Origin of the sequence: Levilactobacillus sp. HBUAS70063, from assembly GCF_038374745.1 — a bacterium.
Classification (GTDB): domain Bacteria; phylum Bacillota; class Bacilli; order Lactobacillales; family Lactobacillaceae; genus Levilactobacillus.
Genome location: NZ_JBANSM010000007.1, coordinates 114,081 through 133,557 on the forward strand (window position 1 = coordinate 114,081; position 19,477 = coordinate 133,557).

22 protein-coding genes are annotated in these 19,477 nt (G+C 52.0%); 9 read left to right on the forward strand and 13 right to left on the reverse strand.

Annotation, left to right across the window (positions count from 1 at the left end; genetic code table 11):
• Nucleotides 1-96 precede the first annotated feature (96 nt).
• The 4 genes from V8I28_RS11245 to V8I28_RS11260 all read left to right on the forward strand — a co-directional run bounded on the left by V8I28_RS11245 (nucleotide 97) and on the right by V8I28_RS11260 (nucleotide 2,817).
• Nucleotides 97-1,089: a serine hydrolase gene (locus V8I28_RS11245; RefSeq protein WP_341780193.1), complete on the forward strand. Its 993-nt coding sequence runs from the start codon at nucleotides 97-99 to the stop codon at nucleotides 1,087-1,089.
• Between the two features lie 407 nt (nucleotides 1,090-1,496).
• Nucleotides 1,497-1,640, forward strand: coding sequence for a hypothetical protein (locus tag V8I28_RS11250; protein ID WP_341780194.1), 144 nt, complete (start codon nucleotides 1,497-1,499; stop codon nucleotides 1,638-1,640).
• A 455-nt stretch (nucleotides 1,641-2,095) separates the two neighbouring features.
• On the forward strand, nucleotides 2,096-2,680 hold the full coding sequence (locus V8I28_RS11255) for a hypothetical protein (protein ID WP_341780196.1): 585 nt from the start codon (nucleotides 2,096-2,098) through the stop codon (nucleotides 2,678-2,680).
• A complete protein-coding gene (locus tag V8I28_RS11260) occupies nucleotides 2,677-2,817 on the forward strand; it encodes a hypothetical protein (RefSeq protein WP_341780197.1) in 141 nt (46 codons plus the stop codon). The genes V8I28_RS11255 and V8I28_RS11260 overlap by 4 nt, the downstream gene beginning before the upstream one ends.
• Before the next feature lie 181 nt (nucleotides 2,818-2,998).
• Here the strand turns inward: V8I28_RS11260 and V8I28_RS11265 are convergent, their stop codons facing one another.
• Nucleotides 2,999-3,178 (reverse strand): hypothetical protein, encoded by a 180-nt coding sequence (locus V8I28_RS11265; protein ID WP_341780198.1) that lies wholly within the window; start codon nucleotides 3,176-3,178, stop codon nucleotides 2,999-3,001.
• Nucleotides 3,179-3,237: 59 nt separating this feature from the next.
• Complete coding sequence (locus V8I28_RS11270) at nucleotides 3,238-3,375, reverse strand: hypothetical protein (RefSeq protein ID WP_341780199.1); 138 nt, start codon at nucleotides 3,373-3,375, stop codon at nucleotides 3,238-3,240.
• A 190-nt stretch (nucleotides 3,376-3,565) separates the two neighbouring features.
• Here V8I28_RS11270 and V8I28_RS11275 point away from each other — a divergent pair, with 190 nt between their 5' ends.
• On the forward strand, nucleotides 3,566-4,009 hold the full coding sequence (locus V8I28_RS11275) for an ASCH domain-containing protein (RefSeq protein WP_341780200.1): 444 nt from the start codon (nucleotides 3,566-3,568) through the stop codon (nucleotides 4,007-4,009).
• Between the two features lie 703 nt (nucleotides 4,010-4,712).
• Here V8I28_RS11275 and V8I28_RS11280 read toward each other — a convergent pair.
• Together V8I28_RS11280 and V8I28_RS11285 are read right to left on the reverse strand one after the other, a co-directional pair.
• Nucleotides 4,713-6,047 (reverse strand): dihydrolipoyl dehydrogenase family protein, encoded by a 1,335-nt coding sequence (locus V8I28_RS11280; protein WP_341780201.1) that lies wholly within the window; start codon nucleotides 6,045-6,047, stop codon nucleotides 4,713-4,715.
• Nucleotides 6,048-6,216: 169 nt separating this feature from the next.
• Nucleotides 6,217-7,470, reverse strand: a complete 1,254-nt coding sequence (locus tag V8I28_RS11285; RefSeq protein WP_341780202.1) for an MFS transporter — start codon at nucleotides 7,468-7,470, stop codon at nucleotides 6,217-6,219.
• A gap of 104 nt (nucleotides 7,471-7,574) precedes the next feature.
• On the opposite strand from V8I28_RS11285, the gene V8I28_RS11290 reads away from it, so the two are divergent.
• The 4 genes from V8I28_RS11290 (at nucleotide 7,575) to V8I28_RS11305 (ending at nucleotide 10,202) form a co-directional block, all read left to right on the forward strand.
• Nucleotides 7,575-8,459 (forward strand): helix-turn-helix domain-containing protein, encoded by an 885-nt coding sequence (locus tag V8I28_RS11290; protein WP_341780203.1) that lies wholly within the window; start codon nucleotides 7,575-7,577, stop codon nucleotides 8,457-8,459.
• 45 nt (nucleotides 8,460-8,504) lie between these two features.
• Nucleotides 8,505-8,951, forward strand: coding sequence for a DUF3290 domain-containing protein (locus V8I28_RS11295; protein ID WP_341780204.1), 447 nt, complete (start codon nucleotides 8,505-8,507; stop codon nucleotides 8,949-8,951).
• A gap of 3 nt (nucleotides 8,952-8,954) precedes the next feature.
• Nucleotides 8,955-9,593 carry a DUF421 domain-containing protein gene (locus V8I28_RS11300; protein ID WP_341780205.1) on the forward strand — a complete coding sequence of 213 codons (639 nt, stop codon included), beginning with the start codon at nucleotides 8,955-8,957 and terminating at the stop codon, nucleotides 9,591-9,593.
• A 90-nt stretch (nucleotides 9,594-9,683) separates the two neighbouring features.
• Nucleotides 9,684-10,202 carry an NUDIX hydrolase gene (locus tag V8I28_RS11305; protein ID WP_341780206.1) on the forward strand — a complete coding sequence of 173 codons (519 nt, stop codon included), beginning with the start codon at nucleotides 9,684-9,686 and terminating at the stop codon, nucleotides 10,200-10,202.
• A gap of 456 nt (nucleotides 10,203-10,658) precedes the next feature.
• On the opposite strand, the gene V8I28_RS11310 is transcribed toward V8I28_RS11305, so the two are convergent.
• The 9 genes from V8I28_RS11310 to V8I28_RS11350 all read right to left on the reverse strand — a co-directional run bounded on the left by V8I28_RS11310 (nucleotide 10,659) and on the right by V8I28_RS11350 (nucleotide 19,412).
• The gene (locus tag V8I28_RS11310) at nucleotides 10,659-13,475 is read right to left on the reverse strand and encodes a MucBP domain-containing protein (protein ID WP_341780207.1); all 2,817 of its coding nucleotides are present in this window, start codon (nucleotides 13,473-13,475) and stop codon (nucleotides 10,659-10,661) included.
• A 1,707-nt stretch (nucleotides 13,476-15,182) separates the two neighbouring features.
• Entirely contained in the window at nucleotides 15,183-16,235 is a 1,053-nt protein-coding gene (locus V8I28_RS11315; RefSeq protein WP_341780208.1) for a GH25 family lysozyme, read from the reverse strand.
• Nucleotides 16,235-16,753 (reverse strand): hypothetical protein, encoded by a 519-nt coding sequence (locus tag V8I28_RS11320; RefSeq protein ID WP_341780209.1) that lies wholly within the window; start codon nucleotides 16,751-16,753, stop codon nucleotides 16,235-16,237. Before V8I28_RS11320 ends, V8I28_RS11315 begins: the two co-directional genes overlap by 1 nt.
• Nucleotides 16,754-16,764: 11 nt before the next feature.
• The gene (locus V8I28_RS11325) at nucleotides 16,765-17,127 is read right to left on the reverse strand and encodes a hypothetical protein (RefSeq protein WP_341780210.1); all 363 of its coding nucleotides are present in this window, start codon (nucleotides 17,125-17,127) and stop codon (nucleotides 16,765-16,767) included.
• Nucleotides 17,117-17,557, reverse strand: a complete 441-nt coding sequence (locus V8I28_RS11330; RefSeq protein ID WP_341780211.1) for a hypothetical protein — start codon at nucleotides 17,555-17,557, stop codon at nucleotides 17,117-17,119. Before V8I28_RS11330 ends, V8I28_RS11325 begins: the two co-directional genes overlap by 11 nt.
• Nucleotides 17,558-17,603: 46 nt before the next feature.
• Nucleotides 17,604-17,765 carry a hypothetical protein gene (locus V8I28_RS11335; RefSeq protein WP_087612786.1) on the reverse strand — a complete coding sequence of 54 codons (162 nt, stop codon included), beginning with the start codon at nucleotides 17,763-17,765 and terminating at the stop codon, nucleotides 17,604-17,606.
• A gap of 14 nt (nucleotides 17,766-17,779) precedes the next feature.
• A complete protein-coding gene (locus V8I28_RS11340) occupies nucleotides 17,780-17,911 on the reverse strand; it encodes a CD1375 family protein (RefSeq protein ID WP_341780212.1) in 132 nt (43 codons plus the stop codon).
• A gap of 12 nt (nucleotides 17,912-17,923) precedes the next feature.
• A complete protein-coding gene (locus V8I28_RS11345; RefSeq protein ID WP_341780213.1) occupies nucleotides 17,924-18,394 on the reverse strand; it encodes a hypothetical protein in 471 nt (156 codons plus the stop codon).
• Entirely contained in the window at nucleotides 18,363-19,412 is a 1,050-nt protein-coding gene (locus V8I28_RS11350) for an RNA-directed DNA polymerase (protein WP_341780214.1), read from the reverse strand. Before V8I28_RS11350 ends, V8I28_RS11345 begins: the two co-directional genes overlap by 32 nt.
• Between the last annotated feature and the right edge of the window lie 65 nt (nucleotides 19,413-19,477).

Sequence of the window (19,477 nt, forward strand, 5' to 3'; positions counted from 1 at the left end):
ACTAACCAACAACAATTAGTGTTACAATTTGAGTACGCTTACAACTACTAGTTAACTTAACGAACTCAAATCTAAAATCGAAGTGAGATGCTTCAGATGAAACACGCCTACCGGCCACCACGCCATAAAATTCATATTAGCCGGCTCATTAAGCTCTTCCGCAATCGGCGCTTCTTAACCGGCTTCTTGATCTTCCTGCTGGTCTTCGCCAGCTTTCTGACGGTGCAGGCCCACCGCAACAATCAGGCGGCTACGGTCGAGCCGGCCGCTAAGCAGGACACGGCCCGCCAAATCAACCAGCAACAGCGGCACGTCAAACGCCAACTACATAGCTATTTCCAAAAAATCACGGCCGATAAGACCACTAGCGTTAGCTTCTATAACCTGGGGCCGGTTCCGGGGAGTGCGGCCGCCAAATCGGCCACCGCTCGGCAATTCTACAAGTCCGGCGCCCTCGCCACCTCGGCCAACGCCCACACGCCGGAAATCTCGGCCAGCACCTATAAGCTCTACATTGCCGCTTACCTCTTTCACTTGCACGCGGCCGGGCAATACACCTGGACGCCGACCGCCGAAGATGGTTTCCAGCGAATGATTGTCAACAGCGCCAACGACTTCGCCGAAGACACCATTGACACGTACGGTCCCGTGAATCTGGACGACTATCTGGCCAGTCGCCACTACTACTCGCCGACCTTTGTCAGCGGGCAACCGGCCACGACCACGGCCTATAGCCTGACCCTCGTGCTCAAAGACCTCGCCCAACAAAAAGGGCCGTTCAGCCATGCCAAGGACCAACAAAAGCTGCTGGCCTTGATGCAGCGCCAGGTCTATCGCACCGGGATTCCCGCCGGAGCTGCGGCCGCCAAGTCGGGTACGGTGGTCGCCGATAAGGTGGGGTTCTTGGCCGACACCAACAACGATGCCGCCATCGTCACGCTTCCCAACGGCGAACGCTACATTCTGGTTATCATGACCCACGGCCGCGATCAGACCGGCTTTAGCGGCTTCCCGCGGATGGCTAAGATTACCACCCACGTCCAGAAGCTCGTCTACGATCCGAGTCTGGTCAAGGGTCTCGCTAAATAAATGAATGCGTCTCAGGAAAAGCTGGGTGCGGAAGGCCTTCGGATCTTTCGCACCCGGCTTTTCTAGATCATTAAGGGCTCCTCGTCAACCGGTGTTGCAGCCTACGACAACGAGCGGCCCACCCTTGAGCCCACGTTTTTCCGTGTTCGCTTCGTGACCGATCTTAGCAGAGCCGACCGGTTGAGGGTCTGGGGGCTTCTCGATTAGTTGTCTGGGCGGTAGAAAACCGCTCGGTGGTTAGGGGCAACCGTTGTTCTACTAAAGAGAGAAGTTGGGGAAATTGAATAAATTATGGCGTCCGAGCTTAGCCCGCGGCTTTCAGTTGGGCCTTGGGGCTTTCTACGCACTATTGGCGGTCGGCGTCTGCACCATCATTGGCTTACCGGTGGCTAACCGCTTGGTGGTGCGTGTTAGCCACCATTTTCATTCTATCGGCACTGGTCACGCTCGGCGGCATCTGCTGGGGAAAGCTCTACCGCGAGTTTGAAGCCATTTCAGTGCTGCTTCTGCAAGTGGGCTTAGCTGTCGTCAGCTTACTTGTCGCGCTGTAAACGACAGCAAAGGACATCCCATTGATTTCCCTGAGAAGGCGAAATCGGTCGGATGTCCTTTGCTGTTTATTTAAACTAGCCGCGTCCCATGCTCCCCTGGACCGGCCGAGTCGTCATCAACCAGGTGATTCAACCAGTCGGCTATTTCAGTCAAGACTGGCTCAAATCACAATTGCCCCTACTACAATGCCATTCACGTTAGTCCCCGTAACCACCGTGCTAGTCGATTACCACAATAACCGCTCTAGTATCCGCCGAAATGCCGACTCATACTATTACAAAAGTATTACAGTCCCCATAAATTTTCTAATCCGCGGATCGGACTTAAGACCTGAACCCCTTAATTTTCAGTAAAAAGGGCTAGGCGCTTCCCACCATTTCGTCTATAATTAACAGATACGATCATCAATCAGCTCGTTGTGGTCCCCCACTATTCAATTAGGACGTGTTTTAATTTGAACAGAGATAGTATTAATCAACTAATCGTGGACCTCATCGCTACCCACTACGCTCAGGATGATGCCGCGTTTGACGCCATCGTCTTGGAGCTTCTCCGGGGATTAAATGCCGAGACCGCGCTAAATAGCCAGGTCAGCGCCGTCAGGCTTCACAAGCTGATCGCCCACCACAGCCTGGCAACGACCGGAGCCTCCCCGGCGAAAAATCTGAGTGTTCGGGCCGCCATCGACCCTAAGATGTTTCGGCTCGAACACGTGCGGGGAAACCTCGCGACGACGGCGATGTCCCCGGATACCCGGGCCCGCCTGGTCAAACTGTTTCCCCACGATTCGGTCAATCTCCGTGGCCGCTATCTGCTAAGCGGCACGGGACAACTCCCCATTACGCTCGCCAAATTAATCGCTGGCGGCTCTCTTCGACAAGTGCTCACGATGGACGTGGTGTCCAGTCTCCGTGAATTCACAAAGTCGGGGGGGGGGGACAGCTTATGCTCGCCAACGCTTTTCAGTATGCCCGCGAACAAAGGCTTGCCGTGGTTGCACCCAATTTTCCTAACCTGGAAAGTCCCGATCTCCTTGTGAATTCGACGACCTTACGCCACTTCACAACGGCTCTGGCCAGTCAATCAACCGGCGTTCTACTGGTCGCCAGTACGGCCCCGGAAAACGTGACGGCCTTAACGAAACGTCTTAAATTCAACAAGGTCTTTTACCTATAATTTTACCGTTAACGAAAAAGACATTACCACCGGATTCCAAGAATCCGTGGTAATGTCTTTTGGGCTTCCACGCGCTATCTCACTCATACCGCGCAGGTAAAGCATTGTAGCTCTGTCAACTACGTCTCAATCATCTAGCAAGCACCGAGCTGTTTCTATAACAAACCGATTACAAAATAATTTATTTCGTTTTTTGCTGTCTCTTCGCCCGAAACGACCGCAACAGTAACCAGGCCAACCCCGCGACGCCGATGATATCAATCGTCAGCTTGACACCAAAGGGCAGGTTCAGCAACGTATTAATTCCCATTAAGATCACGAGGGCATAGCCGATGTAGGACTCCTTCTTTTTCTCCGACATTCCAATTCCTCCTTACCTCGACCGGTCGATTTTTCAGCCAAGGTCGTTATTTCATATTTTTAGTAAAACAGGCCCACCGCGATTGGCGTGTAAGACGTCTGACTTCCCAACCGGTACAGACTATAGTAGGTTTTCGCTTGATCATCATCGGAGAAGCCCACCATGTGTTGCGGCTGATGGCGATTCTTCAGGGCCAACCGATGTCCAGACGACCATGACTCTGACTAAATAGGTCAACGAAAAAATCCCCCCCAAAAAGCATCCTAATGACGCCGCTTTCATTATCGCGCAAATACTTTAGCTTGACCAGCCGGCGTGCAAAAAAGATTGTCGTGGCAGCGATCCAGCGATATACTGAGGTTAATTTTTCTAAGGAGCTGACAGCCGATGGACGTTGAAACTTTTTGGCAGGACTTCAAGGCCCGCCATCCCGAAATCACCACGAACCACCACGATACGTACGCCATGGGGAGTACCGACGAAAATGCCACGCTTCTGGCCCAGCTCATCGCGGCCGGCACCAAGACCGCAACGACCTCCGCGCTGGACCTCTACGAACCGGACGAGCCGCTCCCCTACGTGGGGGAATATAACGTTATTCTCGATGGTCACGACCACCCCATCTGCGTGACGCAGACCAAGGTTGTGGAGACCATCCCCTTTGACCACGTGAGTGCCGAGCACGCCTATCACGAGGGCGAAGATGACCGCACCCTCGCATCCTGGCGCCGCGAGCACCGGGCCTTCTTTCAAGCGGCCTACCGCCAAATGGGGCGCGTCTTTAATGAGCAGATTCCCTGTTACTGCGAGGTTTTCGAACGCATCGACTAAAAAATTGCCGCCCACTAGGACGACAATTTTTTTACTTTATTTGTACTTTATTTGTCTCGACCAGAACGTTCGCACCGGCCCGCTTTGCCGTTTGCCAAACTTGGTCAATCCTTAACAAATCCCATAATGCTAGTGCTCTGCCCACTAAAATTGGTGAAACCAGGTGCCTACGCCTGCCAGGGATTCCGCCTGCTATGGGGGCCACCTTCAGCCTGAGAGGCGGGCTTCAGGTTCGCTTGGAAGCCTTGCCCAGTCCGCAAGTCTCCCAAGTCGCCCCACGCTGTAAGCTGAGAAGAGACCTCAGCTAACACCGTCGACACAGCCGGCTCCCCCCCTGACGAACTCCGGCAGGATTGTACATATCAACAACAGCTGAGTTAGTCGTTACGTCGGGTTAAGCCGCTGGTTACTGGCCAGCACTGTCGTAGCCGTGAGTGAGCCAAATATGGGTTCAGCCGTGGGAGTTCCCTTAGTGGCACGGTTCATGCCGCTTAGGGAACTGGCGTCTTTGAGACGTGGGCTATCGGCTCAAAGCGAGGCCGAGACCGCTTCTCAGGCTCGGCCCGGTCCGCCCACCGCGATCCAACCCATATTTGGCGAACGGTAAGGCGACCGCTCTCCACTATGGCGCTGTAAATAATCAGGATTAACGCCATGCGTCACACGATGCCCATCGTTTTGACTGACCGCTGTCTTTCAACCCTCAGTTGAAGTAAGTGAGATCGGAGGCCAGCGTTGGATAAGCCGTAATGGTTTGGCTGATATCGGCGCTACTCATGTGGTTGGCGATGACGAAGTCCAGGTAATTAATGACCTGTTCGGCCTCGGTGCTCAGGACCGCCGCCCCCACAATGTGGCCGGTTTCCTTGGCGACCACCACTTTGATTCTGGCGTGGGGGTCCTGAATCCGCTGATAGCTGTACCAATGCGTCAGGTCCAGGTCGTTGACTTGATATTTATCGGGAGCCTGAGTTGCCTGAGCGGGGGTCACACCCAGTTGGGCCAACTGACTCTTGCCGTAGACCACCGAAGGAATGACCGGATAGACGATATCCGGGGAATCGCCGGTCGTCAGCGTCTTCGTCAGGTAGCGGCCTTCAAAGCCGGCAACCGGCGTCAACTTGGGCTGGGGCCGATCCACGACATCCCCAATCGCAAAGACGTGGGGATTGGTGGTCTGCAGACGGCCATTCACGGTGATTCCGTGAGCGGTCGTGGCCACGTTTACCCGGTCGAGGTGTAAGTCGGCCACCACCGGTCGGCGCCCCGCCGTAGCGAAGACCATGCCGGTCGTCCAGCTCTTCCCGGCGGCCGTGGTCACTTTAAATTGGTCATCGGCGGGGGCAACGGCCGTCATCTCCGTATTTAACTGAACGTCCACGCCATCCGCGCGTAAACGATCTAACAGGTCGGCAACCAAGTCCCCATCGAAGGCCCGTAACGGCCGGTCGCTGTGGTGGACCAAGTGCACGCGACTCCCGGCTGCGCTGGCGATTGCCGCCAATTCGACGCCCACGTAACCGGCGCCCATCAGCGTAATGTCGGCGGGAAGCGTATCTAAGTCGAGAAATTCATTGCTGGTGCTCAACCATTCCGCCCCAGTAATTTGTGGAATCCGCGGCGCTTGGCCGGTCGCAATAATCCAGTTGGCCGCGTTCAATTGTTCTTCACCAACCGTCAACGTCCCGTCGGTGTTGAAGCTTGCTGTGCCGTGGAAGGTCGCCATCTTAGCGGCTTCCAGGCCACCCTGGGTGCCGGCCGGAATCTTTTCCGTATAGGCCCGCTTGGCGGCCATCAGCGCCGACCAATCGATCTGGGGAACACTGGTTAGACCGTGACCCTGTAAGGCTTCGGCGCGTCCCTGCGTTTCCACGGCGGCCATCAGAATCTTCTTCGGGTCACACCCGCGGTTCGGACAAGTCCCGCCCCACAGGTCCTTTTCAACCACGGCCACACTCATCCCCTGAGCGTGCAGGCCATACGCGGCGGCCAAACCACCGGGACCTCCACCAATTACAACGACATCGAACTCTTGCATCTGCTGAACCTTCCCTTCTTAGTCATCATCGGTGCTTATTCGCCCGAAAATCGGGCATTTCACGGCGCTGGCCGCCCCGCTCATCCGGGTCAACTAAACGTCCAATCTTAGGTTTAATTCTAGCACGGAATCCCCATTTCGCCGCTTAATTTGCTTATGGTTCACACCCTTACGCGTCTGGATTGTCTCGGTAATGGCGCTGAGCCGTCCGGAGATTCAGGGCAATGTAGCCGACAATCACCAGCCCCGTGACCAAATAGACCGGTCCGGCCGCGATGTGTTGGAAGAGCATGCCGTAAACCACCGTGCCCAGTGGTAGGGCCAACTGCATCAGCGTGGCAAAGGTCGACCCCACGCGCCCCAGTAGCCGGGTGGGCACCGTCATCTGCATGTAGACCGACATCGGCGTGTTCACGAATGCCAGCACCAGGCCAATCACCAAGGCGATTCCGATCAGACCGACCACCAGTACCGTGGCCGTCAGTGGCGCCATGAAGGTCAAGCCAACGACGGCGATAAGGCTACCGATGACGAGGGATAGCCGCAGGATGGTAAGGTGGACATTTTTAAATTTTGGCAACACCGACAAGACCAAGTTGCCCAGCAAAACGCCGCCGGAAAAGGCACTGAGCACCCAACTTAACCGGGTACTCCCCAGATGCCGCTCCTGCACGATGGCGTACGGTAGGCCCACGTCAATCGAAGCCAGTAAAAAGTTGAGAAAGATGCCCATCAAAACGACCGACAACAGGGTAAAATGCTCGCGGATGTAGCGCAGACCCACTTGAAATTGCGCCCACTGGCTCTTGGCCGTTCCCCCATCGTCGGTATCGGTGAGTGGATGAAACCGCATGCTCAAAGCAATCAGCCAGGTCAGCACCTCCGTCACGATGACCACCCGCACGATGCCGGCAAAGCCAATCCACCCGTACAGTAGTGCGGCCAAGACCGGCGCCACCAACTGAATACCAGCGGTAGCCGCCTGCTCAATCGTGGCTAGCATCTTCACGTGATTATCGTTGACCAGTTCGTGGACCGCGGCGGTAAAGGTGGTGTTGGTCACCTTATCGCAACCGGCAATCACGACGAGTAAGGCGATGGCCAGAAGCATTGGCGCGTTGACCCGCGCGACGCCCCAACTGTAGAGCAGTAAGGCCATGATGACCGTTAATTTACTGACGAGAATCAACGGCTTGTGTCGGCGGCGGTCAACCAGATTTCCCACCGGCATCACGAGCAAAAGCCCCACCACGGGATAGATGATCGACCCCAGGCCAAAGCTAATCGCCGAGTGCGTCCGGTGAAGGAGCATCAAGCCCACCGCAAAACTAAAGATGTCGCCACCCAACGTGCCGATGATATCGCTACTGGCGGCCTTGACGATTTGAATCACGGACTGTCGATTACTAATTGATGTGGTCATTGGCGGTGCCACTTCCTTTCTTTGCCTCATTGTAGTCGTCACGCCGCCGAAACTGGCGTATAATATGTGGCAAATTTGCCACGTTCTACTGAGGAGGTCTGATCATGCCAGCCATTGGAACCACGCTCAAGCACATTCGCCAAGCCAAGGGATTCACCCAAAAGGAGGTCTACGGCCACATCATTTCCCGGTCATTCGCCAGTCGTCTAGAAAGCGGGAACCACGATATTGCGGCGGAAAAGCTCTTCGAGATTCTCGACCGCCTCGGCGTCAGTGCCAATGAATTTCGTTTCATTCAAAATAACTATCGGGCCACCGCCAGCGAACTGGCCAGAAGTCAGGTTATGCTCGCCTATGACCAGCAGAACTTTCCCCTGATTGGCCGGCTCGCCGCTCGGTACGCCCGTAGTCAAAATCCCGCGGAACGGCGCATCGGGGTGATGGCGACCGTGCTCATCGCCGCCTTTGACCAGCGGGAAGTCGTGATGACCCCGGAAATGACGACCCTTTGGCAACGACTCGCCTTCACCAAGACTTGGACCCTGCAGGAATTGACCTTTGGCTCGTTGATTCTGGTCCTGGCGGAACATCAGCAGGTCCCCCTGGCCGCTACGATTCGCAAGTATCACCTGGCCTGCGACCGCTACGTCTCGGCCGAAGCCGACCCCTTCCGTGTCATGGATACCCGCGCGTCCTTCGATCTGGTTGCCATGCAACTTTTGCTGGGGCAAGGGCAGTACGCCGCGGCCAAGGCCTTCAAAGCCCAATTTACGGCCGGGTACACGGTGCACTTCACCAGCGATGGCAACCTAGAACAAACCCTCTCCCTGTGGTTGTGGGCAAGTTACTTCGGCGATGTCGCGGCGGCCAACCGCTTGGCGCACACGCTAGAACAGTTGCCGTCCTCGCGTTTCAGCCGCACCCTGCACACCTTGCTTCGGCTCTGGGGGCAACGTGCGCAAGACTATCGCCAGCTTCATCAGAATTGATTTGTGCTAAAATAATCGCGAACAACCATTATGAGGGGGAACACCATGACTTTCTATACTTACGGCTATCTGACCACCCAGCATAGCACTTGGCAGTACGTGCGGATTGGCCTGCTGATCGCGTTGCTAGTCGTCTCGATCGGCCTATTCATCTACTACTTACGGCATCAGTGGAACGTGAAATATAAAGACCTGAGTATTATCACCGCAACGTTACTATTGCTAGTGTTAGGCTTGCAAATCAACAGCCTCGTCTCACTCCAATCGGCCACTAAACAAACCGGGCAGATTACCGCCACCGTTCAACAAGTGGCCAAGCAGCTCAAGGTCCAACCGGCCAAGCTAAGCGTCAACGCCACGACCACCGGTAGCGATATGTTGGTCAAGTCGCCCAAGGGCTACTACCGACTCGTGTATAGCTCAGACGGCGCAAGCTTCGTGTTGGAAAAATTAACGTTAGAACACCCCCAGATCAAGTTGGTAAAGGAGTAGGCTATGTTTGTTTATTCAGATGTTTTTATTAAATTAGTCGTTGGTTTCCTATTTATGACGATCCTGATTAACTTTTCCGGCAAGGGGAATCTAGCCCCCACCTCGGCGATCGATCAGGTCCAGAACTACGTCTTAGGGGGAATTGTCGGCGGGGTCATCTACAATTCGTCGGTTACCCTGCTCCAGTTCGTCCTGGTGTTGCTCATCTGGTCGCTGCTGATTCTGGTCACCCGTTATCTCAAAATTCATGTCCGGGTGATTGGTAAATTTATCGACGGCGGGCCCATCACGGTCATCCGCGATGGCAAGCTGTTGGTGCACAACTGCCTCAAGGCCAACCTCTCCGCCAAGGAAATTGACTTCAAGCTGCGGACCGCCGGCGTCTACCGGATCGACGAGGTCAAACGGGCCATTGTGGAACAGAACGGAAGCTTAACCGTGCTACGCCAGGGAGACGGCTCCATTCGCTACCCCATCATCGTGGACGGTCAAATCGACCAAGACGTGCTGGAATTAATGAACCATGATGAAGATTGGCTGCTTGAACAGTTGGCCCAGCATGGCGTTCAGAACGTGCGGGACGTCTACATGGCCAAGTACGAAAATCACCAGTTTGAAATCACCCGCTACGACGAGGCCTAGCGTTATCCCCCACTCAATTTAAATTACCCGGTTATCTATTAACCGGAAACGTGGTACGCTAAGGGTACTTAGAGCGAGGAGGGACGGCCCATGACCGCGGATCGTTTACTGGAAAAATGGCAGATTTATAACCGACAGCTTCAATGCATTGGCACCCGTCGACGCGAAGAAACGCTGGCGCAGGGCGAATACCATCTGGTGGTGAACGCCTTTATCTTTAATGCCGCCGGCCAGGTTCTCCTCCAACAGCGGTCGCCGGACAAGCTCTATTTTCCCAGTTACTGGGACTCGTCCGTCGGTGGTTCCGTGCAGGCCGGAGAAACGATTGAGACGGCCATGCACCGCGAAATGTTGGAGGAGATCGGTTGGAATGTTTCGGTCAAAGCGGCCGATAACTACCTGTTGACGCCCCATTCTCACTGGGTCAGCGCGTGGTTTGTCTTCCAGACGGCGCAATCGGCACCGGCGTTTACGATTCAACGGTCCGAGCTACAGCGGGTGGCCTTCTTTGACCGTCCCGCGGCCCACGCCCACCTTCATCAGATTGGCTTTGACCCCTACACGGTCGAATTGGATCGGGCCTGGGAACATCTGCGGCGGAACCGCTAAATTTTTTACGTCACAAACTTGGACCATTTGCACAAACAAAGGGCACCCCACCAATTTAGGCGAGGTGCCCTTTGTCACAAGCAACCGTCACCGCTCCCCAGCGGTCACAATCGCATTTACTTATACCGGCTAACCATGATATGCTGAGAATAGCTAAATTGCCGTCCAACCACATGGTCCCCCCTGCCGATAAGTTACCAACCGTGGTTTTGCGCCGGTCAGTCTGCCTACTCTTTGGCCGGAAACGAACACTCGCCCTCCAACAGTTAATATCGTATCAGGTGTCATTAGAAAAGGCTATTCTTTTCTATAACCACCTTCAAATTTAGTGGCCGAGCCATCGTTTTTTGCGCCATTCCCATCTGAACAGACGTCTCGTTGGTTTAGACTAAATCTGTTAAGGGTGGGATTAGTAAACTGGTGTGTCTACTCTGCTGTCGTCTGATGTGGTGGAGATTAACGCCGCCGCTTGCGGGTCACGCGCCAAGTTCCCAGAACGAAGCTCCCGAGAAGTGCGCCGAGCCAAGCCGCCTTGGACTGGTCTTGTTCGTTTGTTTGCGGCAGGCTCCCCGACCCGGTCGCGCCGGAACCGGTACTCCCGGAACCGCCGCCGAAGCCGCTGGAATGGCCGAGACTCGTGATGCCGGAACCACTGCCCGAATCGGTAAAGTCTGAACCGCTGCCACTACTACCGGACCCGGAGCCCGATCCGTAGCTGAAGCCGGAATCATCGCTATCGTCCGCGGTGTCGGAAATTTCATCGTCGGCACCACCGGTAGTTAACCCGCCACCGGTTGAGCCAGCGCCATCGTCGGTGCTGCCGCCGGTTGAGCCGGAGCCGTTGGTATTGCCGGTGTCGGTACCGGTGTTGTTGCCAGTGCCATTACCGCTGCCACCAGTTCCATTGCCGGTGTTATTGCCGTTACCAGTGTTGCTGCCGTTACCGGTTCCATTGCCATTGCTGGTATTGTTACCGTTGCCAGTCCCATTACCATTACCGGTATTGTTACCGTTGCCAGTCCCATTACCACCTTCAGAACCCGTATCGTACTCGTTATCGGAATCGAAGTCACCACTACCATCGGAACCATTGCCGTTGGTGTTGCCATCGCCACTGCCGTCGGATCCATTGCCGTTAGTGTCGCCATCGCCACTGCCGTCGGATCCATTGCCGTTGGTGTCGCCATCGTTGCTACCATCGGAGCCATTGCCGTCGGTGTCGCCATCGCCACTACCATCGGAACCGTTACCATTGGTGCTGCCATCGCCACTACCATCGGAACCGTTACCATTGGTGCTGCCATCGCTACTGCCGTCGGAGCCGTTGCCGTTAGTGTTGCCATCGCCACTACCATCGGAGCCATTGCCGTCGGTGTTGCCATCGCCATTGCCATCGGAACCATCTCCGTCAGTATCGCCATCGTCATCACCGTCAGAACCCCCGGCACCGCCGTCACCAGCATCCGATCCGGACCCGTTGTCCTCACCATCGGAGCCACCCGTTCCTGGACCCGTGCTGGCATCGCTATCGGAATCGCTATCGCTCCCCTGGTCGCCGGAGCTATTATCGGAATCACTGCCGTTTTCATCACCATCGGAGTTATCACCGTTAGTATTACCGTCGCCACTGCCGTCGGAGCTGTTACCATTGGTGTCAACATCGCTACTGCCATCGGAATCATTGCCGTTGGTATCGGCGTCGCTACTGCCATCAGAACCATTACCGCTGGTGTCGCCATCGCCACTGCCATTGGATCCATCCCCGTCGGTGTCGCCATCGCCACTACCGTCGGAGCCGTTACCATTGGTGTCGCTATCGCCGCTACCGTCGGAACCATTACCATTGGTGTCGCCATCGCCACTACCATCGGAACTATCCCCGTTGCTGTCGCCGTCGCCACTACCATCGGAATCATTGCCGTTGGTGTTGCCATCGCTACTGCCATCGGAGTTGTCGTTACCATTTCCAGTGTCGTTACCATCGTCCTCGTCATCCCCGTCGTCAATGTCCGTGGACGCGACTTCAAAGACGTGGGTCACTTCCTGTTCCGTTTTGGTAAAGGAACCGGTTAGTTCACCTTTCGTTTCCTTGTAGATGTACCCGTCAATATCCTTAGGCTGCGCATCGTAATTTTCTCCCAGCGCACCGACTAAGACGTCATCTTCACCGATTGTTTTGCCTGCCGTATCAACGTAATGAACCTTCACCGGCGCGGCGTTACCTTTCGGCTGGTACTGTTGCACAAAGGTCCACAGGACGCGGTCTGGGTTTTGCGGATCGCGAATTTCCCCCAGCATGGCAAACCGGTCATGGTTGTCTTTCAGATTGGTCAGCTTCCCATCCGTAAAGTTATCCCCGTCCCGGACGCTTTCAGGCACATGAAGCTTGTCGTAAACCAATCCTTTTTGGCCATCCGGTTTGGCTTCCCCACCGCTAAAGTGGATACGGTAAAATGGCATTGTCGAAATCAGGTCTCCAGTATCCTTATTCCGCGTCTCTTCCGCATACATCGGCACAGCAAAGCGCTCGAGCGGCTTCATTTGATACTGTTCCCCTTCCCGGGTATGGGTGCCGTTGACCAGCCGACCGGTCAGCTTGCTATCCACATAAGCCGAAACATCTGAGATGAACTGGTTGTCGCCGTTGAAACTCGCCAACTGCAGCTGACTCAAAATACTGAAGTCTCTGATCTGACAGCCGCTCAGGTCCAAGTCCTGCAATCCCGTCATCCCCGCCAATGGCTGGATGTTTGACAACCGGCTGTTCATCACCTTCAGCGTCTTCAAACTACCTAAACCTGCAATCGGATTCAAATTAACGACATTCCCTTTGGGCATAACGTGTGGGTGTTCCCCATAATGGTTGTTCCCCTCATCGTCAAAATTGGTAGCCGCCCCGTCTAAAATCAACGTGTGTAAATGTCTTGCCAACTCTAAGCCTTTCAGACTGACTGGCAGGCGGTCTTGGATGCCACTACCCACGACCGTATCTTTATCGACAATGATTTCTTTGATGCTGGACATGTGTGACCGCTTGATGTCGCCTTCCTTCTGGATGTTCTTTCCCTGTTGCTGAAGCGTTTTCAATACGATTTTTCGCAAATTTGGACTGGGCATCCATTCAGTAATTGCGGGCTCTTTGCGAGTGACGTGACTATACTTATCGTTATCCGTTGCGTCGGCGCTGACCTTGGGTGATTCCAAGAGCATCCCCGTCCCCACGAGGGTTGCTGCGGCGGTTAGCCAGAGCGTTGTTCGTACGTTTTGTGCCATGTTATTCTCCTCCAAAATAATGATATCTCTAATTGCCTGTTGTTCTTTCTCCGATAATCAATATCCTACCAGGTTAATAACCAGAAGAGAATAAGTTCTTCATTACACAATCAAAAAAGGAACCCCCGCCTTTGAACGGTGACTCCTAGGCTCAGTCCAGTATGCCACAAACGCCCGCAAATAGCGGGATTGGTATACATCCTTAAAGTAATACATTTTTTCCAATACGTTTTGATCAACGCCGACTTTTTCATGGACTGATCAATGATTAAGCGTTGACCACGCCGCTATCAGAATGAGGGTTAAACCGCAGTAAGGTTGGCCTTTGGCACCCACCAATCCTTGATAAGAATGGTGGCATTGTCCCGCCCAACCTTTCTGGTCAACTGGCTTTTTCTGGCACCAGAAAGCTAGGAACAAACACATCACACGATTTGGTATAGGCCATTGTTGGACTTTGCTAAATCATCCGCGATTTCCCTAACCAACACTCTGCGCGCCGGATGCTCCGAGGTCCTGAATCAGCATCTTAGCTTTCGGAACCTTGATAATATGGGCTTTGAGCGCTGTTAGGGTCCCGATTTGCTTCAGCGATCGGGCCTTTTTCAAGATCGCTACTTCACAGGCGCTAAACGCAGCACACAAAGGTCTTACCCACTAGTAGGTAGGTATCGCCCATCTCCACAACTGCTCTGTCCAATCGCGCAATCAATCTGGGCGCCCCCGTTAAAACGATTTGTTGGACTTTCACCGGCCATCTTCAACGCTTGCTTGCAACTCATCCCAGATGGTCCCAACGTCCGGCTAATACGCGGGGTCTTGGATTCTAGATATAATTCTCATGAACGTTTATATCAGCTTAGGCTGTTAAAAAAATCAGTGCTGAAACGTTCTTCAGCACTGATCCGATTCGGTTTTGTCTATAAGCCGCTTATTGGATTTAGTGATGCTGTAATATCAATGTTAATAGCGATGTTGCGCAAAAAACGCGCAATAAAAAATATTTTTTTGCTTTTATTTAGAAAAATTAATTGTCTTATAGAACACTTGTTCGTATAATCAAATATGAGGTGATCATAATGAAAGCAATTCGAGGTAGCTTAAACGGCGCCATAAAAATTGAAACTCTTAACCCGTTTGTATTGAGATTAAATCTCTGGGACTTTGAATCCAATAATTCAGTTCAATGTTTGTTAAAAAAGGACGCTCTTGAATACTGGGACACAGTAAAATCGAAAAAAATACGAACCACTACAGTATATGGTCATTATAACAGTGATGGAGTGTTTATTGCTAGTACGTACTCGTTTGGCTCTAAGAATCCCTTTTTTATTCGCTATCATAGTCGCTTAAGTTCCATACAGCCGACAGTTTCTTCTATGTTATAGAGGTGATCCTATGACTCCAGATAAGGAAGCAGCACTCATTAATGAACGAATCGATGCTAGTTTTGAGTGACTTCCAAACACGCGTTATCAGATTAATGTGGTTTTCAACCACTACTCCAACACGTTCAACTTTCTTATGTATGTGGCGCATCCCCAAAAGCGCTCTCGCTCAATCCCCCTGCACACCCGTCGAGACAGATGGCCTTGTCTACTTTGTACTATTTTATAAACTTTGTGATTAAATAAAAAAGGTGCCCACCCCGTTAGGAGTGAGCGCCTTTTCTAAATCAGTAACGTACGTATATCTTGTACTATACGCTTATTTGACAAATTTGTTAATCTTTTTGTTGCCACTAATAAACATGCCATTAGCAAGCTTAATCCGGGTAGTATCGCCGTATACAACTACCTTAGAAACGTCAAATTGTGTCCCGGCCGGTTGCCAATCAACAACCTTATGAAGCGCCTTATCCCTGTACCGATGTGACCCATGTACCGATTTAACTCGTTTAACGCCACCCTTAGGGCTATAGTACAAGCGATTAACGTTAGCCCGGTTGGACGTAATATACAGTCCATTTGCTAACTGGAACCGGGTAATTTTACCATACTTTACTACCTTAGCAATCGAAAAAACAGTGCCCGCCGGAAAATGGTCTACCTTATGTTTGAACTTAATATCCTTGTAGCGATTAATTGGCGTCCGGGCATAGATCATCTTGGGATTGTATCGGTAGTAGCTGGCCTTTTTCGGCTTAGCTGCCTTAGTTGCGGTGCCATAGTAGTAGTTTGAGTACATTTGGGACACATCGAAACCACCATAACACCCAGGGAAGTGCATGCTTGACGTCCATTGCCAGCCGTTATATCCAGTATAAAGCTTAAACCCGGACGGGTTATAAGGATAGTTAGCCACCCAACCGCCACGGCCCGAGTTGTTCAATGGCACCGAATTAATCCAGCTGCCCATCGTATAGACGTCTGTCTTAGGATAACCCATGCGATGAACTTCGTTAATCCAAGCCTTAACAATTTTGGAGTTCCGATTCCAACCAGAGTTGGTGGCTTCAAAATCAAGTACGATCACACTGTTCTTGCCCAATCCTGCCTTAAGCGCACTTCGGGCTGCCATCCGGGCTTCAGCCTTAGCCCCAGCCACTGTCGTAAATCGGGCAAAGTGATAGCCGTTGACGTGTAAGCCAGCAGATACCGCGTTACGAATGCTCGGCTTGGCCGTTCGGTCAGTGAAGTATGTGCCTTCAGATAGCTTAGCTATCATGGCTTTGACGCCATACTTTTTCATCGCACACCAATTGGCAACGGTCATGATCCCATTGTTATTGGACGTATCCACAACATCATAATGCGGCATTACTTCACATCTCCCTCCGTAGTGGCCGTGTCTTCTGGCACATCTAAGGGTGCTGGTTCAGCGGGCACTGTCGCAGCTTGCTTGTCCAGTTGTGCTTGCTTATCAGCGAACGCTTGCTCTGTGTCCGCCAGAGCCGAATTGTATTCAGCCTGCTTTGTTTGGGCTTTCGTATCTGTTGTTGTCATCGACTGATATGCTTTTTCAATGGCTGCTGAAATAATTGCCGGTGCCAGACTATCATGACCAAATACTTTCATCTGGCCTGTTACATCAGCAATCGCCTGCTCACGCTTTTCTTCCCCTGGCATTTCATAATTAGTAGCCGCTTTGTTAACGGCGCTGAACGCCAATGTGTCTAACATGCTCAACACTTCGCGCTGGGTAGCGGACTTATTCGCTGCAATCTTGGTCTTCAATGCCGGATTGATCCGGGTAAACCAGCCAACCAGGGCAAAAATTAAGACACCTAAGATACCGGTGTCATTGAGTAATTTAATAATCTTCGTAAATTCATTCATGCTTTTTCCTCCTAAAGTTCACCATACCGTTCCCGGTACGCTTGATTTTCACGTTCTAGAGCGGCATTACGTTTTCGTAAGGCTTCATTCTCACTAACCTTTAAGGCAATTTGCAGGTTAAGTTCTTGTTCCATGGCATCTTTCTTAGCCTTCAAGTCGTTCAAATCTTTCGCAAATTGTGCTTGATCACTCTCGCGTTCTTTACGAAGCGACTCATTATCAGCCTTGACTTGCTCCATGATGTACTTCTCCATGCCCTGTCGATCACGGTCAGCTTGCCGTGTATCAGAATGATAGCCATGAATAACAGCCCAGATAGTGGTTACAAACGTTCCCAGTGCGCCTAAAGCAACTGCCCAGGACTTAATATCCATGCGTGTCCCCCCTAATCAACGTACCGACTAGCAAGAACAGCATGAGCAAGGCGAATACCCACGTTAGGTTAAACCGCACATCAAACAAGCCCCGAACAATAAAAGCCACTGATAAGGCCCCCATTGCCGGTGATAGGGCGACTAGGCCACCATCGCGCAACCACCGCTGATTGTGAAAGACGCCAACCAGAATAGCGATGCCACAGATAATTAACCACAATGAAAACCACCAGTCGTCAGCAAAGGCAAAGATTGCATGTTCAGCTGGTGAAGGTGGTGGCGGTGGCGTCACCCGTGGATCGTCTAAATAACCTTGATGAAACCAGATATACAAACCGCCTATCATTGAAAACAAGCCAAAACAAAAATGATCCCAATGCGAAACGGCCCGTTGAATCGGGCCATCTTTAATACGATGCAATTGCTTCACCCCTTTCCCACAAAAAATCCCATCAAAAAAGCACCAACGGCGATCACTATGCTTGCGGCGTAGTATCGGCGGCGGTGCTGGTTGAGTTTCCCAGGACTTCTTTCACTTGGGGTTGCAGATAGGATGGTACTTCATCAATGGTGCGACCACCGTCAAGGACGTTGGCAGCGTAAATGGCAGCTAAAGCGGAAAATTTAAAGTTTAACATAATTGATTATCTCCTTATTTGTTTGATTGTAACTGCGCCAAAACGGCTTGGGTATCAGACCGAAACGGGACTGGTACGGCTTCAATAGTCCGTGTGCCATCAATAATTGCTTGCGCGTAAATCTGTGCCAATGCAGAATATTCCATTGCCATCACCTCCTAGGATTCACTCGCTGCCGAACTAGCTGGGGCTGCTGTACTTGTTGCAGCTGAGCCGGTGTCGGTCGTGGTGCTAGCCGGTGTTAGTTTTGAAGACAAGTAATCGACGGCTTCCATCAGCCCTTGCTGCGTTAACTCATTGGCTGACTTAAGGCTTTTATTTTCAGTTTGCAATGACTCAATGTTTTTCGTCTGTTGCTCAATTTGCTCACCCTGCTGGTCAACCTGTTTAAGCACCTGGGTGTGCGGGTCATAAGTTACTTCGGCGTCTGGATCATCCACACACAGCATTTGTGGCTTGCCGTCCGAGACTATGATTTGTTTGCCATTATCATCTAGGGCCGGCGTTTGCTTCATCTTGACCATCTTCCAACCGATATATTTGTCCGCCCCGTAGGGCACCGGATCTAAGGCGTACACGGCATAGCCGGCCGGCTTATCAGCTGGTGCGGTTGCGTAAATTATTTCCATGTTTGACAATCTCCTTTGCTTTTTTGATCGAACAGTTGGGTTTCACATACTTATGATAGAATCCATATGAGTTGGTGTGCTTTAGCCATCCCCAGTAGCTAATCATACTGGCCGCATCATGATACGTTAGGCGGTCTTTACGCCCAACTTTGGCGGCCTTCCGACGAATCCGGAGAGATAACTTACGGCGTAAAGTGACATGGTCCAGGTAAAATCTATAGCCCAGAAAGTCAATCGGTCGACTTCCAACTCGAAAAAGCTGCCAGTTAGGCTTGATGACTAGTCCTTCAGCTTTGAGATAGGCATCCATCTGGTCACGGGCTCGGTGTAGCTTCTTTTTGTTACCACTCAGCATGACTAAGTCGTCCATATATCTAACATAGTGTGGCACCCGCCAATCATTTTTTACCTTATGATCAAAGTCCTCCAGATAAAAGTTAGCCAGCCATTGCGAAGTATACAAGCCCAGCGGCAATCCCGGTGAGTATGAGTCAATAATCACCCCCAACAGTCGTAAAACTTGTGGATCTTTAAAACGGTGTTGCAGTTTTAGTTTCAGAATGTCTGTGTTGATTGAAGCGTAAAAGTGGTGAATATCCATCTTGAGACAATACTTGGTACGTTTGGGGTCGTTCTGTAACCACTTCGGGATCACCTTGCGCCCCTGAGCCATCCCACGACCGGGAACGGTGGCCAGGTTGTACTCATACATACTTTTTAAAAAGATTGGCTGCAGCACCAACATAATCGACCAGTGAATAATTTGGTCTGGGAAAAAGGGTGTCGTAGTTATTTGCCGGTCTTTGTCCCGTTCATGGACCGTCCATGTTTTGACTTTGGCCGGTTTGAATTCACCCGACAGCAATAAATACTGGATCTGCTGAATCGTTTCTTCTTCATGGTTGAGCCTTCGGCTCACCGACTTTCGGTGCCGTTTCCCAATGGCTGCCTGGTGCAGTGCTAACCTAATGGTTTCTGTATCCGCAATATCATGGATCAAATTACCATAGCGTTTCAATCAATCACTTCCTTCTGAATTTAAATGACTTATTAACCTCAAGAACTTTCAATTTGCTTACTAGC

Bases quoted from the DNA above. Each gene is read 5' to 3' on its own strand.
- V8I28_RS11345 (WP_341780213.1), bottom strand. From the start codon at position 18,394: ATGGAAATAATTTACGCAACCGCACCAGCTGATAAGCCGGCCGGCTAT.
- V8I28_RS11335 (WP_087612786.1), bottom strand. From the start codon at position 17,765: ATGTTAAACTTTAAATTTTCCGCTTTAGCTGCCATTTACGCTGCCAAC.
- V8I28_RS11300 (WP_341780205.1), top strand. From the start codon at position 8,955: ATGTTTGTTTATTCAGATGTTTTTATTAAATTAGTCGTTGGTTTCCTA.
- V8I28_RS11315 (WP_341780208.1), bottom strand. From the start codon at position 16,235: ATGCCGCATTATGATGTTGTGGATACGTCCAATAACAATGGGATCATG.
- V8I28_RS11305 (WP_341780206.1), top strand. From the start codon at position 9,684: ATGACCGCGGATCGTTTACTGGAAAAATGGCAGATTTATAACCGACAG.
- V8I28_RS11340 (WP_341780212.1), bottom strand. From the start codon at position 17,911: ATGGAATATTCTGCATTGGCACAGATTTACGCGCAAGCAATTATTGAT.
- V8I28_RS11245 (WP_341780193.1), top strand. From the start codon at position 97: ATGAAACACGCCTACCGGCCACCACGCCATAAAATTCATATTAGCCGG.
- V8I28_RS11295 (WP_341780204.1), top strand. From the start codon at position 8,505: ATGACTTTCTATACTTACGGCTATCTGACCACCCAGCATAGCACTTGG.
- V8I28_RS11285 (WP_341780202.1), bottom strand. From the start codon at position 7,470: ATGACCACATCAATTAGTAATCGACAGTCCGTGATTCAAATCGTCAAG.
- V8I28_RS11280 (WP_341780201.1), bottom strand. From the start codon at position 6,047: ATGCAAGAGTTCGATGTCGTTGTAATTGGTGGAGGTCCCGGTGGTTTG.
- V8I28_RS11320 (WP_341780209.1), bottom strand. From the start codon at position 16,753: ATGAATGAATTTACGAAGATTATTAAATTACTCAATGACACCGGTATC.
- V8I28_RS11265 (WP_341780198.1), bottom strand. From the start codon at position 3,178: ATGTCGGAGAAAAAGAAGGAGTCCTACATCGGCTATGCCCTCGTGATC.
- V8I28_RS11275 (WP_341780200.1), top strand. From the start codon at position 3,566: ATGGACGTTGAAACTTTTTGGCAGGACTTCAAGGCCCGCCATCCCGAA.
- V8I28_RS11290 (WP_341780203.1), top strand. From the start codon at position 7,575: ATGCCAGCCATTGGAACCACGCTCAAGCACATTCGCCAAGCCAAGGGA.
- V8I28_RS11325 (WP_341780210.1), bottom strand. From the start codon at position 17,127: ATGGATATTAAGTCCTGGGCAGTTGCTTTAGGCGCACTGGGAACGTTT.
- V8I28_RS11310 (WP_341780207.1), bottom strand. From the start codon at position 13,475: ATGGCACAAAACGTACGAACAACGCTCTGGCTAACCGCCGCAGCAACC.